The following is a 15581-nucleotide window of genomic DNA, read 5'->3' as shown; positions in this document are numbered from 1 at the left end:
ATCTGCTGCGCTGGCATTGCATCGCCGCGGACCTGCGCAACTACTTCCGGCGGTACCCACAGGTTTTCCATCGCCTCGATGCCCCTGTCGATCAACTGCTTGAGAAAATGCGACTGGCTGCGCCCTGTGACTTCCGCCAACTGCGTCAATCGCTGTTCGATCGCCGCCTCCACGCGTACAGCGATCACGCGCGACCTGTTCTCTCACTTTCTTCTAAACCTTTACTCCTGATGCATCTGTGCGCCGCAGACCGGCGTCGGGCGGAGTACGGAGAGTTACCGACACTATGTCGATGGGAACACCGGCACATCCCTCACAAAGCTCAGGATTACCCACATTTCTGTGAGTGAAGAGGGGATTTTCTGCTTGTAAACGAGAGGGGGCGATGTTAACTTCAGCCATCCTGTGCTGCAGTGGTAATCGAGATTGGCTGGCGAAAGCGATACGGACGATTGGGCAGGCACCGAGTTCGGCGAAGCGAATCTGGGCGACGCGCGTCTGTCGCGGCGTCTGATTGCGCTGGCGCGTCGGCTTGCCTTCAGCCCGCAGGGGTCGTTTCCGCAATCGCTCAAGCCTGCAGAGCTTAAGGCGGCGTACCGGTTCTTCGACAATGCGCAGATCGATACCGATGGAATCCTGGCGCCGCACATTGCGCAAACCTTGGATCGCATGAGGCAGGTACCTGTTGTGCTGGCGGTGCAAGACACCACTGAATTCAACCTGTCGCATCTGCCCGCGACAGAGGGCCTGGGTTACGGCTCCGGGCGTCACGAGCGCGGTTTCATCATGCACAGCCTGCTGGCCGTGACCCCCGAGGGCCTGCCGCTGGGTGTGCTGGGCATGAAGACCTGGGTGCGCCCCGAAGAAAAGTTCGGCAAGAAGCCTCACCCCAAAACGCGCCCGATCGAAGAGAAGGAAAGCATTAAATGGATTGAAGGCATGGAGCATCTTGCCGCGCTCAAGGCCCGTTGTACCGAAACCCGGCGTGTCGGCGTAGGAGACCGCGAGAGCGACCTGTACGAACTGTTCACTAATGACCGTCCTGATGGCGTGGACTGGCTGGTTCGTGCTTCTCGCAACCGGCGCGTCATGCATCCCGAAGAGTATCTTTGGGATACTGTGTTGGCTACTGCGCCTGTAGGCAATACGGAGCTTCTGGTGCCAGCCAGAGGCAACGTGCCGCAACGTACCGCACGACTGACCTTGCGTTGCACGGCCGTCAGATTGCGGGCCCCGATGAGGCGCAAAAGCCAAAGCCGTTTGCAGCAGACCGATGTGTTTGCGATTCACGCTCTCGAAGAGGCACCGCCGGAAGGCATAGAAGCGCTGGAATGGATGCTGCTGAGCTCGGTGCCGACGACCACGTTTGATGAGGTCCTCGAGCGGCTGGCCTGGTATGCGCGCCGCTGGACGATCGAGACGTGGCATCGCGTCCTGAAAAGCGGTTGCCAGATTGAGGCCCGGCAATTCGGCAATCTCGATCGCTTTGTACGCGCGACCGCGCTGTTTGCCGTCATCGCCTGGCGCATCCTGTATGCGACCCTGCTCGCACGGGCCGACGGAGACCTGTCGTGCGAAGTACTGTTGCAACCCGTCGAATGGCAAGCACTGTACAGCCACACACATGGCACCACGAAACCGCCAAAGCAAATTCCATCGCTGGGGCAGGCCGTCCTGTGGATCGCCATGCTCGGCGGTTATCTGAATCGCAAGCATGACCACCCGCCCGGCCCCACAGTCATGTGGCGCGGGTTCCTGATACTGCATGAGATCACGAAGATGTATCGCCTCTTCAGGCAAAACGAATAGCATGATCAGTCAACTTGAAAATCATCTAGCGGGCCTCCGGCCGCTGCCCTGAAGGGCAGCGGGGTTAAAGTGAGTGTGCCCAATCACCCTACCCGAACGGGAGGCCCGAAATGAAATATTGCGGCATTGACCTGCATTCGACAAATAGCGTGATAAGCGTGACAGACGAGACGGACCGGGTAGTCGCCGAGAAGCGGCTACCCAACGAACTGTCAGGAATTCTCGCGTTTCTCGCGTCCTGCCAGCCGGACCTCGCCGGCGTCGTAATCGAATCGACGTACAACTGGTACTGGCTCGTCGACGGTCTTCAGGCAGAGGGCTTCACGGTTCATCTTGCGCACACGACGGCGATCAAGCAATACGAGGGGCTCAAGCATAGCGGTGACGAGACGGACGCGCGTTACCTGGCCCACCTGTTGCGACTGGGCATCGTGCCCACGGGCACAATTCTGCCCCCCGAAGCGCGTAACGTGCGGGACCTGGCCCGCAGGCGTATGCAACTGGTGCGCAACCGCACCAGCCACATCCTCGCGGTAGAAAACGTTACTGCGCGTCAGCTCGGCAAACGCATCACGAGCAACCAGGTCCGTCGGCTAGACGACGAAGCAATCAACCTGATGGGACTGCCCGAGGACGTCGCACTCGCGGTTCGTGCAAACGTTGCGGTCATCGCAACGCTCTGCACGCAGATCGATGTCCTCGAAAAACGTCTTCAGGAAAAAGTCACACCGAACCCCGCCCGCGCACTGCTGGCAACCGTGCCTGGCATCGGACGGATTCTTGCAACCGTCATCCTGCTGGAGGTCGGCCCGATTGAGCGCTTCGCCAGCGCCGGCAACTTCGCCTCCTACGCGCGCTGCGTGGATAGCCAACGCATGAGCAACGGAAAGAAGAAAGGCGAAGGCAATGTCAGGAACGGCAATCCGTACCTGTGCTGGGCGTTCGTCGAGGCAGCGAACTTCGCCCAGCGCTACTGTCCTGAAGCCCGGCGATTTTACGAACGCAAGAAGGCCCGAACCAACTCCATCGTGGCGCGCAAGGCGCTGGCCCACAAACTGGCCCGTGCATGCTTCCATATTCTGAAGGAGCACAAACCGTTTGATGTCAAACGCTGCTTTACATAAAGGTTGATGACGGCGACCGGCAAGCCCCAATTACCCACTGGCCTCAAAGCCCATCCAATTTGAATGGGATGTCGTGCCGCCGTCCCCGATGAGCACTTTAAAAGCGGACCGCCTGCAGTGCGAACCAGCTACCGATTGGCGCCCCCGGGGCAGCCCCTGCACTTGTGCAACCACATGGACGCACTGCGGTACCAACGTTCTTCTGGGGCGGAATGAAGCCGCCAGGGCGACGGCAGGTTGCATCGCCGCTCGCCTGATCCACATGGGTGTGTGGCGCGATCCGTCGCAGCCACCAGTTGAAGAAACGGATGCGCCCGGCTGCTGCGATCGGGAACTGGAAGGTTGAGACTGGCCGCTATCGCGGCCAGGTAGTTTGCTGCTCGCTTGACACCGGCCCGCTAATGGGTGTGGGTAATCCTGAGCTCACAAAGGGGTCCGCAGAACAATCCGTGAAGATGTACTCCCCTCAAAAATTGCGCGCGCTCAATAGCACTCTTAATATAAGTGTTCTTATCTAAATGTGTTTGTTTTTTCGCTAAACTAGGGCCTATGAAAACGCACCTCACCCTGCCCTCCCCGCCTGCTGCTGACGTTGAATCTTCCGAGTCCGGTTTTCCCGGTGCCGACGAGCTTGCCGTGCTGCGCGCGTGGTACGCCGGGGTGTCTGTGCGGCAGGCCGTGGCGCGTTACCTGCCCTCCGCACTCGGTGGCGGGAAATCGGCGCGCGGCGTGCTCGGGCGCATCCGCAGCAAACTGCTGGACATTGCCCGCGCGGCCCATCGCGACGATCTCGTCGCACTCCTCACTCATCCGGTAGCGGGACGTGAGCAGCACGCGAAAGGCGTGGCGCAGGCGATCGATGCGCTGCGCACGGCGCGCCCACCGGAACCGCAGATCGCCGACGACGTCGCGCAGTGGTTTTCCCCGCGCGTGGTGCGCGTGCTGCATGCACACGGCATCACGACGCTCGCCGATCTCACCGTGCGCGTTCCGCGCCGGCGCCAATGGTGGAAGGCCGTGCCGGGACTCGGCATGGCGAGCGCCCGTTCGATCGAGGCGTTCTTCGCCGCCTGGCCTGCGCTCACGGACAGGGCGCGTGCGCTGGTGGTCGCCAGCCACCGCGGCGACATTGTGCCCTGGGAAACCCTCAAACTGCCGCACGAGGTCGACGGCTCCGCCGGCACGTTCCGCGCACCGGCCGCCACCTGCACGCTCGACGCGTCCAACGACTACGAGGCCGTGCAGACGTGGCTGTCCCTGCACGAGTCGCCCGCCACGCAGCGGACCTACCGCAAGGAAGCCGAGCGGCTGATCCTCTGGGCCATCGTCGAGCGCGGCCGCGCGCTGTCGTCGCTCACGACCGAAGACGCGATCGCCTACCGGACGTTCCTGCGCCATCCGGCGCCGCGGGGACGCTGGATCGGCCCGGTGCGCCCCCGCACGTCACCGGACTGGCGGCCGTTTAACGGCACCCTGTCGGCGCGCTCGGTCGCGCACGCGCTGTCGATTCTCGGCGCCCTGTTCCGCTGGCTGGTCGAACAGCGCTACGTGCTGGCCAATCCGTTTGCGGGCATCAAGGTGCGCGGCGGCAAGGCGGCAGCGGCGCTCGACGCGGCGCGTGCCTTTACCGACGGAGAATGGGCACTGGTTCGTACAATGGCCGACGGGCTGGAATGGTCTCACGGCTGGACGGTTCCGGCCGCGCAGCGCTTACGGTTCCTGCTCGATTTCGGCTTTGCGACGGGTTTGCGCGCGAGTGAGCTGGTCGGCGCGACGCTCGGCCACGTCGAGACGGATGCACGCGGCGAGCACTGGCTGCGGGTCACCGGCAAAGGCGGCAAGGTCGCGCGGGTGGCGCTGCCGCCGCTCGCGTGGGACGCACTGGTCCGCTATCTGGCCGGGCGCCAGTTGCCGACTACTACGGCGCGCTGGCGGCCGGACACACCGGTCATCGGCAGCCTGGAAGCGGACAGTGACGCGGCCATCAGCAGTGTGCGGCTATGGAGCGTGCTCGAGCGCTTTCTCGTCCTTGCCGCCAGTGCGATCGAGACCGATCACCCGCCGCTCGCGAAGAAGCTGCGCCGCGCGAGCCCTCACTGGATGCGTCACACCCATGCCACTTATGCGCTGGGGCACGGCGCCGAACTCACCACGGTGCGCGACAACCTGCGGCACGCTTCCGTCTCGACGACGTCGATTTACCTGCACAGCGACGAAGTGAAGCGCGCGCGCCAGATCGGCGAGGCTTTTACAACCCGGAAGTGAGAGTAACCGCTCGCGTCACCGACGCGCCTGTCAGCAGCCCTTCCGTTATGCCCGCCTGCGCGCGTCTCGATGCCCCGCAGCCTCTACCCTGATGCTGGCGGCCATCGCCAGCCTCATCCGACCGACGCGCATACCGCTTTACCCGCGCAAACGGCAACGCCCAGCAACCTGAAACCCGTCATGGAAAAACCTGAATTCGAGCCGCAGATTCTGGCAAACCGGCAAGGCGTGTCATTCCGCCTCGTCAAAGGGCATGCCCTCGTCGAATGCGTCATCACGGCGGCAGCGCTGGAGGCCCACTTCTGGCTCGAAGACCGGGCTGACGACCTCCAGATCCTCAGGACCTTCCGCAACGGATACAGGCGCATCCGCGCGATCGCTGAACGCAAGCTGCTCGCGCACCCGGGCGCACGCGTCGTCGAACTGACACCTGACGATTTCAGGCGCCACTGATCAAAGCGAGCAAGGCAGGTGACGCCACATCGTTGTCGGCAGGGACATCATGGGTTGCTCAACAGCGCCTGTCCTTTTTCGGACGGACGAGACGGTGGCCCGCTATCCCATCCTTCTGCCAGACGGGGTGGTGGCGAAGCTAGGCGAGAGGCCGCGAGCGTTTGACAGTTAGTTGCGTTATGAGTGCCGGGGCGGCTTGAGCACGCACGGGATGCGGCGCAATCTCTGGCGCGTAGCTGAAACGGAAAAAAGACGGACGTCGCGGCTGGGCCTTGTACCGAGCCGTTCGCCTGCGACGATAAGCTGCCGTGAAAAAGGTCCGTTGCGGGGCCTATGAGCCTATGAGCGACGCGCGGCGATGCGTCGCGTTCGCATGGCGTCGACTGGAGATCTGCGTCTGCCCGTCAGCAGTCTGAGGCGGAGCACATTTCGGTTTTTCTGAAGGACAGTCATCGAGGCCGTGACGGTTTTGCGCGTGACACCGACGCGCAGACGAACCACCTATTCCTCCCTGAACGATAGCTCTATGCCAATCCCACTCTCTGCCGACGATCGCGTTTCTCGCGATTCGGAGGGCGGGTAACGGAGCAGTCCGGTCCTCGGCGCCAGCTTCCCGAGTGCGGCATTTCGGCCATAGCCGACGTTCGGCGATAGGGAGCGGTGCGTCGGCTGCAGGTCGGTTTGCCGCCATTCGCCAACTGGCGTCGGCGAATGGTACTTCTCACTGTCAATGAATGTGTCTTATCGACCCGGAACTTCCGTTCGAGACGCAGACTGATCGCCGATCGCTCCCGAGCGAAACGGTGCCGTTCGAGCGTCTGTTAGTCCCCGACGGTTACTTGACCCAGCAACGAGGTCGACCGCGAGCGTGAGCGAGAAGTCGGCCCCCGCCGCCGCGCCGTCGACAGTGCGATCACCGGGATCTCCAGATCGCGCAGCCGTTGCATCCACCCATGGCCGTTCATCACGCGACGGCGGATGGCTTCGGGCGACCGGGTCACATTCCCGAACACTGTCGGGCGAACATAATCGCCCTTCGGCAGGTCATGCTGCCTGCACAGGCCGCCTGTCACGAGCGTTGCGCCGTCGTCAATTCCATTCTGAATGAAACCCTGGATCCGGTTGTACTGCGCTTCGCTGATGACTGGCCCGAGCATGGTCTGCGCGTCGCGAGGGTCGCCACCCCGTCGTAACCCGGTACGCAGCTCCTAGCCCCAACGATTCGTTCCATCACAATCGATTACCAGCAGGCGAACGCACACAACGCGTTACTCAGGTTCACGCCCGATCGACATGCGCTTCGCGCTACATGTCGTCCCAGTGATGAAGATCCGTGTATCATTGCCAGCTCCACAACAGCTTGACTGACAAGCGGATGCGTCCTCGCCACGGGGTGCCGCCGCCCCCGCGTGACAGCGGCCCGACATGACGAAAACCGGGGAAGTACTCGACTGGCGCAACCGCGCTCGATGGCTTGACGCCACATCGAAATACGCCAGACATCTGCTGACGCCTGCCGTACGACGCACGCTCGCCAGAACGCGCCCGTCATGCTGGTCGGATGACATGTCGTGGTTGCCAGACTGGGAAGATGTGTTTCCCGAATTCGTCCATAGTCTCGCGGAGCATTACGCCCATCTGAAGGCATTCCATGGCTGCCGGCCGGTCTCGTTGTCGAGCTACTACGAGCATGGACTTCAGGGGCAGGACGCCGACCAGCTGGTTCTTCAGTTCCAGGCGATGTTTCCCGAGGTGCCGGCAACAGATCTGAACGCCGCGATCGGCTCCGTGGGCGATCGAAGTACGCGCGAGCGCGGCGCCATCTGGCTGGTCGGTGACGACCGCGAGATGATCGAGCAGTACGGCCACTACATCATTCAGGGCAGCGAATACCTGATGGCGCTGGCCGCGCATCTGGGCGTTTCCCCACGTGGCGAGGATTACAGGTTCCTGCTGCGCGAACGCGGTATTCCGACCGTCCTCGAAGTCGATGTTCCGATTGAGATCGTCCAGTGGCGGGATATCGAAGAGGTCGCGAAGATGGTGCTATCGGTGTGGGGGCAGGAAGTCACGAAGCGGCGGGTAGGAAGCACACCGTCGCCCTGTTATGTCATTCGCCGCACCATCGATGCACAGTACATCAGGAACCACACGCATCCAGACAAGATCCCGGATCCGCACCGGGGCTATATCCAGTATCGCAACCGGCAGCGATCGTGCGATATGTGCGCAGCCGACACTGCAACTGAGGATGCTGGCGCAGCACGCACCGGGACGTAACGACGACGCGTACTGAGGAACACGGGAACGCATTCCCGCGCGAATCGCGAGCGCTTGCTGACCACGTTGGTTACCTTGAAGATGAGACCGACCCCTTCACGAGCCGAAAAGACAACATTCTGGTTGATTCGTCTGCGGCACTCATTTATATTGCCGCGGGGGTATGCGCTGGGCTCCGGCTCAGGACCCCACCGGGGTGAACCTATTAAATCGCGGCATGCGGGCTTCGGCCAGTCCCTTCGGGGAGTTAATCCTTTCTGAACTATTCGCATACCCTCACCAAACTAATAATGACATCCGGCGCCAACCTGAATTTCCCCCCTGCGTTCCAGAAGTCCCGCGAAGCACTCACCAACCGCATCTGGTTCACGAGAAAAGCAAGAATTCAGGCCGAAAAGCGTCTGCTGCAAAACGATTTTCACTCGCAGCTGATGCTCCAGCTTTTTACGGCCTATATCGTTGTGCTGTCGATCTATCTGCTCAAGTTTCATGCGGGCGGCATCTCTGACGACGCAGCCAATGTGACGCTGCTGGTGGTGTCCGTGCTGTTGTTCGGCCTGGCGCCCGCGGTCAACTCCCGGAATTTCAAAGGTCGGGCGGAGGCGTTCAAGAACGTGTATGTGAAGCTGCAGTTGCTTCTCGACAACCTGGCCAATGTGGACTGGGCGAATTCGGTAGAGCAAGCCCAACACACTTACGCCGAGGTCCAGCAGGAATACGCGCGCATCATGGCTGACGGTGAAAACCACTCCGAGATCGACGACGCGGTCGCCCGATGGAGCATCCCCCGAAGCAGCCGCCCTCTTTCAGTACTCGAGACGGCAAACGTTCTGTGCTATTTCGGCCGTCGTTGGGCCGTCTGGATCGGTAGCTATGTCATCCCTCCCGTTTTCTTTCTTCTCTGTTACCTGTACCGGAAATGAGTGCGCCGGCCGGTTCGACGTACCGGGAAATTTTCGCTAGCGCAAATCTGCGCAGGATCTACGACGAGCACATCGCGAAATCGAGCGCCATTGGCATCGACCGGATCAACCGTCCGACATTCGAGAAAGTGCTCCGCAGCGAGATTGCGCTGATCCGCAGAAAGTCGGCCAACTCCACCTACCGCTTCTCACAGTACAGGGAAAAACTTGTCTCCAAGGGCGCCGGGCGGTCGCCACGGGTCATTTCAATCGCAACGTTTCGCGACCGGATCACACTGCGCGCCCTGTGCGACTTCCTGCGCGCACGCTTCCAGGACCAACTGAACCTGCAGATTCCTCAGGTCGTGGTTCATCGACTCAAGGAAGAAATTGCCACAGGCAAATACAGCTCGTTCATCAAGCTCGACGTGCGCGACTTCTATCCGTCGATCTCCCATGCGATCCTTCGGGCGCAGGTCGCGACCAGACTGAAAAGCCACAAGGCGGTGGCGCTTCTCGATCGCGCGATTCAAACGCCAACGGTATCCGTTGCCGACAAGTCGAAGGCCACGGCTGCCGTGGGTGTTCCCCAAGGCCTAGCCATTTCGAACCTGCTGGCTGAAATCTTCCTGCACCCGTTCGACACCGTCGTGGCGTCTAAAGCAAACGTAGCGTATTTCCGTTATGTCGATGACGTGTTTCTCCTGACGTCAGAGCCTCCTGCGCCACTTTTCGAGGAGCTGCGAAGCACGCTGGAAAGCGATTTCGGATTGTCGGTTCATCCGGTAGGAACCGAGGGCGCCAAATCGACTTTCGGTCTTGTGACGAATGAGTTTGCTTTCCTCGGCTACCTTTTTCGCGAGGGCAAGGCGCGTGTCAAAGAGCAATCCGTCCAGCGACTGGAGCGATCGCTCGCGGACATTTTCACGAGATACAAGTATCGCTGCGAGGAGATCCGACGCAAGCATCACTCGAAGGCGGAGCGTCGCAAGCTGCTGGATTTTGCGAAAAACTCTCTGCTGTGGCGAATCAATCTGCGCATTACCGGTTGCATTTTCGAGAAGACCCGCAAGGGCTGGGTCTTCTATTTCTCGCAGATTGACGAGTCCAGCCTGGAGCAGTTACGCAAGCTCGACCACACGGTTGCGAACATGCTAAACCGCTTCAGGATCAGGCCGCGGACGCCGGTGCGCTCTTTCGTGCGTGCGTACTTCGAATGCCATCGCAAGAATCCGACGGCCACGGGATACATACCGAATTTCGATACGGCATCTGTCGCGGAAATGCGTCGCATACTGGAGCGCTACTTTGGTTACAGCGTCCCGGGCATGTCTGATGCAGCCGTGAAGGCGAATTTCGCCTTTCGGATCCGGCGCGCCACGAAAGAACTCGAACTGGATATTCAGGATATCTCGTGACGAGAGCGAAGACGCGTCACGTCACGACGCCCGGGTCCTGCTTCCCTCGTCCAATAGCCGGGTGGATCGACGAACGATCGGAACGACTGGCAAGAGATCATCGAAGAACCAAAAAAAAGATTCTTCGCAGATTTCCGGGAAGGGCTCTGTTCGACCCGCATAATTTCCAGTACATGTTCGTGCTCCCATCGTCGGATGCGGCGATAGTCGCTGGGCGAACAGCGCTCCTTGAGATGGCAACGCGGGCATGCGCTGGGCCAGTACACGCGTGGATTCAGGTTTTTCTCAACGGTCTTGAATCGAAGAATCGCGCGCTCACCGGCGGGGCATTACCATCGAAGAGCAGGAAAACCGGAATCTGTAACTGTCGTGCAATGATTGCTGGCCGAAGCAGATGGCTCTTATTATCGACCGGGACGATGTGACAGCCCGCCTTCCGGAAGTCCTGCATCCTGTCGGTCAAGGTCATCCACGCGCGAATGTAGGCGACGTCCTCAATGCCTTCGACCAAGATGAGGCGTCCGGCCATTGCGCTCGTTGGTGGTCGCAAAATGATGGCGAGAAATGCCCCTATCGTGTAAAGGCGCGCACGGCAGTGGTGACACACCGGTCATCCATTCCAATACGGCTCGATGATGCCTGTTGACGCCAACAGGTTAGTCTGCTGACGTGTAGCACGATATAACGGCTTGCCACCTTTGGAAAAACTTCCGCACGTGCCCCGCGGGGGGGCGAAAAGACCGAGCATTATGTCCATTGACGTGCCAAAAACGCGACATTTTTCCGTCGATCCGCCTGCGCTAATCACATCAGCGCGAACGCGATTTTACTTCGCCCGGTACGGCGTGGACGATGTCACGACGCGCTCCGCGAGTAACGGCTTGCCAAGGGTTTCCAGCATTCGCCGGACAGCCATGGTTGAGCGGACAGACGCGCCGTTCGGGCCAAGGATAATCTTCGCTACAAGCTGTTCCAGCGTGACGCCGCCAGCAGCTGCACCGTCCAGTGGTGCGATCTTGAATTTTAGCTTGGGCTCAACCGTCCCACCGTTGATAAAGTAGCCCAACATGCCTGTCAGAATCTGGTTGGGATCATAGTGCCGGGAGTACACCAGCCGCCATTCGTTTTCCTCCCGAAAACCGCGGTGCTTTGTGAAGACAGAAAACGTAAGAAGTCGCTCAAATAGCTCGGACGCGCACGTGAACACTGCGTCTTCGGGGATCTCGCGGGCACTCGCCAGTTCGGCAAACTTCTCCAGAATCAGGTCTATCCACGCAAGCCGTTCGTCGCTGGTCCCATAGGTAACGGGATCGACACGCAGCGGAGAGTGCGGAATCTCGGTTAGCGCTGCCGTGTTAAACACGATCGCAGCGCCGCTGCCATTGGCTCCGTATCCCCGCCACATTGACAGCAGACCGTCATTGTCGGCTGCGTCGTGCGCCGAAAAACAGGCAATATAGATGTCGAACATCAGGCCTTTGTCGAACTGATCGAATATCCACAAAACCTGCTCGCGGAACTTGTTGTATCGCTCGGAAGTCTTGAAGGCATTCCTGATGGAGGCGTTATCCCGGAACCTGTTCCGGCTATTCACCAACCCAAACACCAGCTCCTCAAAGTCGTTCATGTAGAGGGGATTTGAGAACCAGAATTGCTCATTTTTGACCACTGCTTCAAGCGTGGTTATGGAGTAATAGTGAGCGATTAAAGGCCTGAACGCCGGGAAGCGCTCGTTGGCCGGCCTCAGGTCGGCCCAGATAGGCTGCAAGTACGCCTTGTAATCGAAATCGTCGCTCATCGCGGCAAGGGGTCCAGTTATGTAAAGGATGCGCTTGGTGGGCAGATTCGAAGTGTCACGCAAAGACCCTGCCGGACCCGCCATGAGCTTTGGCCTCCACCAAGCCTTTTGTCATTCATTTCTTGTCCATGAATTTTTTCCGTCCCTTGCTTACTACCCGGGTGGATGGAACAGGCACCTGCTCACTACCGCGCTTGATGATGTCCTCGACTGGCATCGCGCGCGCTGCCGCCAGCACCTGCGCTACCTCGATCTCAATTTCTGATTCAACCTTTACCCGCAGAGCCTTCGCCAGTCGCATCAGGGCAAACGCCTCAAGCCCACCGCCGCTCATCAAACGACCGTGATCAATGTTAACTTCAGTCACGGTTCCCGGTGTCTCACCGTCGACCTGCACGCTGACGAAGACCTGATTGTCTTCAAGTGGCGCGACCGCGTGAGCGATGAACCTGTCGCGATAGGCCTTGATGTGCTCTTGGATGGCCCTAAGCTCGGGAGGAAGATCGCGTACCCATGCCGCAGGTATCCCGCAGCGTGCCCCTGACTGATGGGTGCGCAGGAAGCGCACAACGGCTGCGGCAAACAGCGCATCCGAGAAAAAGATCGCGTCCATCGATATGCCTGGGCCAGCCTCCGGGCGAAACACGCGCTGGTCTTTTTCTGCGATCAGGCGGTCGCAGATTTTCTCGACGGCCTCGAGATCAATCTTGATACCCGTCAGGTCCGAAAGTCTCTGCGCGACCGGCAGGGAAAAGTCAAAGCGCACGAATAGTGGCTTCTCGCCGACCTGTAGCTCGCGAAGCAAGTCCCCGTCAATACCGGCTGCTCGCAGGATCGTTTCCTTGTCCATAGTCTTCCTCGTCTGGGGCACATCATGGCAGCGCATGCTATTAAACCATTGTGGCCGGCTCATGATCACCCGTTACAGCGTGTGACACCTGAAATTCAGCGATGAGCGCGGTACTGGCCGTACTCAGTGAGCGGCTGCAAATGGACAACCGCCGTGCCACCGAGTGCTTATTGCGCCTGTGCGTCGGACTGCGAGCGTCGATCCTTCAGCAAGTCGTTTAACTCTTGCTTCGTGGTCGCGCGCACGAGTTCCTTGGGCATCGTCCGATTCATATCCATACCGACAAGCCCGACCGAATGTGTCCAAGGAGCAGCGAACTGCTCTTCGGTGGGAAAGCAGTACCTGACGGCATCGGTCGGCACGTCGTTGATCTGCTGCAGCCTTGAAATTACATTTCTCAATGAGTAACTGAGCAGTTCAAGCAGGAGGATGGTCTGCGGAGCGCTCCAATTCCTGCGGTATAGTCGTCCGGCGATGCTGCGGTTAGTACCGTTTTCCCCACCAATCTTCTCTAGATGGAAGTAGCTGACCCCGTGGGCGCTGCCGCCGAGAGCGATCTTCTGCGGCGCATCCGCATTGCCGGTCGTGGACGGCCCTGAAATCTCCATCGTGAAACCTCCCGGCGCGACTCTGAACCCATGCTTTAGGCTGTTGTATTCTTGCGCCGTGTTTGGGTCGACAAAGTCATGCGCGAGCCGTGTCCATAGATCCCCGAAGCTCTTGGCTACGGTCGCCCGAACTTCGGGGTCGCCTCCCGCATCATCAAGGATATACACCGCGAGCAACTCCCAAGTAGGGGCCGGCCCTCTCAGCTGCATTGGTCCTGCGAAAGATCCCTTGGATATCGAGCCAACGATATCTCGGAGAGTCGGATTGCTGCATTTTGCAAGCTGTCACGGATCGGCGTAATGAGGCCATTTCGGGATCGGCGTAATCGAGCCACCAGATGATCGCCGTAATCGAGCCAGTGCAGGATCGGCGTATTGGAGCCACTCGATGATCGGCGTATAGGAGCCACCTCAGGATCGGCGTAATCGGGCCACTGGACCGGCTCGTTGTTATGTCGGGCTGCAGCCCGAAACGCATTTCGAATTTCCGTAACCCGGTACCTTCGGATTCTTTGCCCGGAGGGCCGATGAGTAACAGGAGGTTCGAAGTGTTTGAGTATCGACAGGTTCTGGCGCGTATGCGTCAGGGCGATTCCGACCGCGACATTGCCGGCGCGCGCCTGATGGGGCGCAGCAAGCTGAAGACCGTACGGCAGGTCGCGCTCACCCACGGCTGGCTCGACCCAGGCAGGCCCTTGCCAGACGATGCCGAGCTCGCGGGCATCTTCGGCCGTGACCCGAAGGTGCCGCGTAGCCGCATCTCCACACTCGAGCCGTTTCGCGATCTGTTGCGCGGCTGGTTCGACGCCGACGTACAAGGCACTACGATCTTCAGTGCGCTGCAACGCAACCACGGTTACACCGGCAGCTATTCGGCAGTGCGCCGCTTCCTGCTGCACTTGAAGGCCGAGCGCGGCGTCACCGCAACGACGATCCTTGAGTGGGCGCCAGCTGACGCCGTGCAGGTGGACTTCGGCTCGGGGCCAGCGCTCACGCACGAGTCCGGCATCCCGCTCAAGACGTGGTTCTTCGTCATGACCCTGTGCTGGTCGCGGCATCAGTACGCCGAGATCGTACTGGACCAGACGGTCGAGACATGGCTGGCCTGCCACCGGCGTGCGTTCGAATGGTTCGGTGGCTGTCCAGGCCGCGTCATCATCGACAACGCGAAGTGCGCGATCATCAAGGCCTGCACGTACGATCCCGAGGTGCAGCGCTCGTATGCTTCGGCTGCCGAAGCATACGGTTTCCGGATCGACGCATGTCCGCCACGCGACCCGCAAAAAAAGGGAATCGTTGAATCGGGCGTCAAATACGTCAAACGATCCTTCGTGCCGCTGCGCGAGTTCCGCGATCTCGCCGATGCCAACCGGCAGTTGCGCGACTGGGTGATGCAGCAGGCCGGTGTGCGCGATCACGGCACGACACGTGAACAGCCATTGACGCGATTTACGATCGAGCGCCCGCTGCTCACGCCGCTGCCCGATGTGCCGCCGGTGCTCGCCGTGTGGAGCGAGGTCAAGGTGCATACGGATGGACACGTCGTCTACAGGAAGGTGTTGTATTCCGTGCCGTTCACGCTGGTGGGCAAGCAATTGTGGCTGAAGGCGACCGACACAGTGGTGCAGGTGTTCCACCGGCATGAACTCGTCGCAACACACGTGCGCAAGCGCAAGCCCGGCGATCGCTCAACGGTACGGGACCACCAGCCACCTGAAGCACAGGCCTGGCTTGAGCACGACCCGCAGTGGTGTCTGGCCCGGGCAAAGGAGATCGGGCCAGCCTGCCACGCGGTGATTCTCGCGCTGTTCAACGATACGGTGCTCGTGAACCTGCGCGGCGCGCAGGGCATCGTGCGTATGCGCGAGAAGTACGGCGATGCACGACTGAATGCCGCCTGCGAACGCGCGCTCACGTTCGCCAGCCCGAAGTACCGCACCATCAAGACCATTCTCGACAAGGGGCTGGACAGCCAGCCTGCGGCGGCCCCGGCGCAAACGCCGGCACCCGCCGACACCTATCTGAACGGCGGCCGCTTCGGCCGCGACCTCCAATCTATCCTGCTGCATTGAAC

The 15581-nt window shown here is 60.4% G+C and carries 13 protein-coding genes and 1 pseudogene; 8 read left to right on the top strand and 6 right to left on the bottom strand.

What is annotated here, in order from left to right; genetic code table 11:
- Positions 1–426: 426 nt before the first annotated feature.
- The 4 genes from OKW43_RS33280 to OKW43_RS33265 all read left to right on the top strand — a co-directional run bounded on the left by OKW43_RS33280 (position 427) and on the right by OKW43_RS33265 (position 5651).
- Positions 427–1809 carry an IS4 family transposase gene (locus OKW43_RS33280; RefSeq protein ID WP_429452498.1) on the top strand — a complete coding sequence of 461 codons (1383 nt, stop codon included), beginning with the start codon at positions 427–429 and terminating at the stop codon, positions 1807–1809.
- A 110-nt stretch (positions 1810–1919) separates the two neighbouring features.
- The gene (locus OKW43_RS33275; protein WP_429452496.1) at positions 1920–2933 is read left to right on the top strand and encodes an IS110 family transposase; all 1014 of its coding nucleotides are present in this window, start codon (positions 1920–1922) and stop codon (positions 2931–2933) included.
- A 549-nt stretch (positions 2934–3482) separates the two neighbouring features.
- Positions 3483–5198 carry a phage integrase family protein gene (locus OKW43_RS33270; protein WP_429452494.1) on the top strand — a complete coding sequence of 572 codons (1716 nt, stop codon included), beginning with the start codon at positions 3483–3485 and terminating at the stop codon, positions 5196–5198.
- A 180-nt stretch (positions 5199–5378) separates the two neighbouring features.
- On the top strand, positions 5379–5651 hold the full coding sequence (locus OKW43_RS33265) for a DUF1488 family protein (protein WP_429452492.1): 273 nt from the start codon (positions 5379–5381) through the stop codon (positions 5649–5651).
- Between the two features lie 821 nt (positions 5652–6472).
- On the opposite strand, the gene OKW43_RS33260 is transcribed toward OKW43_RS33265, so the two are convergent.
- Complete coding sequence (locus OKW43_RS33260) at positions 6473–6856, bottom strand: aldehyde dehydrogenase family protein (protein WP_429452565.1); 384 nt, start codon at positions 6854–6856, stop codon at positions 6473–6475.
- Positions 6857–7244: 388 nt separating this feature from the next.
- Between OKW43_RS33260 and OKW43_RS33255 the strand changes: the two genes are divergently transcribed.
- The 3 genes from OKW43_RS33255 to OKW43_RS33245 all read left to right on the top strand — a co-directional run bounded on the left by OKW43_RS33255 (position 7245) and on the right by OKW43_RS33245 (position 10251).
- The gene (locus tag OKW43_RS33255; protein WP_429452490.1) at positions 7245–7931 is read left to right on the top strand and encodes a hypothetical protein; all 687 of its coding nucleotides are present in this window, start codon (positions 7245–7247) and stop codon (positions 7929–7931) included.
- A 290-nt stretch (positions 7932–8221) separates the two neighbouring features.
- Positions 8222–8854 (top strand): SLATT domain-containing protein, encoded by a 633-nt coding sequence (locus OKW43_RS33250; RefSeq protein ID WP_429452488.1) that lies wholly within the window; start codon positions 8222–8224, stop codon positions 8852–8854.
- Complete coding sequence (locus tag OKW43_RS33245) at positions 8851–10251, top strand: reverse transcriptase domain-containing protein (RefSeq protein WP_429452486.1); 1401 nt, start codon at positions 8851–8853, stop codon at positions 10249–10251. Before OKW43_RS33250 ends, OKW43_RS33245 begins: the two co-directional genes overlap by 4 nt.
- Before the next feature lie 104 nt (positions 10252–10355).
- Here the strand turns inward: OKW43_RS33245 and OKW43_RS33240 are convergent.
- The 5 genes and pseudogenes from OKW43_RS33240 to OKW43_RS33220 form a co-directional block, all read right to left on the bottom strand.
- Positions 10356–10580 (bottom strand): annotated as a pseudogene (locus OKW43_RS33240) (IS5/IS1182 family transposase); the annotation flags it as partial.
- On the bottom strand, positions 10526–10780 hold the full coding sequence (locus OKW43_RS33235) for a TOPRIM nucleotidyl transferase/hydrolase domain-containing protein (protein WP_429452484.1): 255 nt from the start codon (positions 10778–10780) through the stop codon (positions 10526–10528). The gene OKW43_RS33235 and the pseudogene OKW43_RS33240, both read right to left, overlap by 55 nt.
- A gap of 297 nt (positions 10781–11077) precedes the next feature.
- Complete coding sequence (locus tag OKW43_RS33230; protein WP_429452482.1) at positions 11078–12049, bottom strand: DUF2971 domain-containing protein; 972 nt, start codon at positions 12047–12049, stop codon at positions 11078–11080.
- A 115-nt stretch (positions 12050–12164) separates the two neighbouring features.
- Positions 12165–12899, bottom strand: coding sequence for a hypothetical protein (locus tag OKW43_RS33225; RefSeq protein ID WP_429452480.1), 735 nt, complete (start codon positions 12897–12899; stop codon positions 12165–12167).
- 167 nt (positions 12900–13066) lie between these two features.
- Positions 13067–13675, bottom strand: coding sequence for a hypothetical protein (locus OKW43_RS33220; RefSeq protein ID WP_429452478.1), 609 nt, complete (start codon positions 13673–13675; stop codon positions 13067–13069).
- Between the two features lie 380 nt (positions 13676–14055).
- Here OKW43_RS33220 and istA point away from each other — a divergent pair, with 380 nt between their 5' ends.
- The gene (gene istA / locus OKW43_RS33215) at positions 14056–15579 is read left to right on the top strand and encodes an IS21 family transposase (protein ID WP_312893031.1); all 1524 of its coding nucleotides are present in this window, start codon (positions 14056–14058) and stop codon (positions 15577–15579) included.
- The last annotated feature ends 2 nt before the right edge of the window (positions 15580–15581 follow it).

The organism is Paraburkholderia sp. WC7.3g, from assembly GCF_050436345.1.
GTDB lineage: Bacteria > Pseudomonadota > Gammaproteobacteria > Burkholderiales > Burkholderiaceae > Paraburkholderia > Paraburkholderia podalyriae.
Note: the sequence above shows the minus strand (reverse complement) of the source record. Positions and strands in the feature narration are given on the sequence as shown.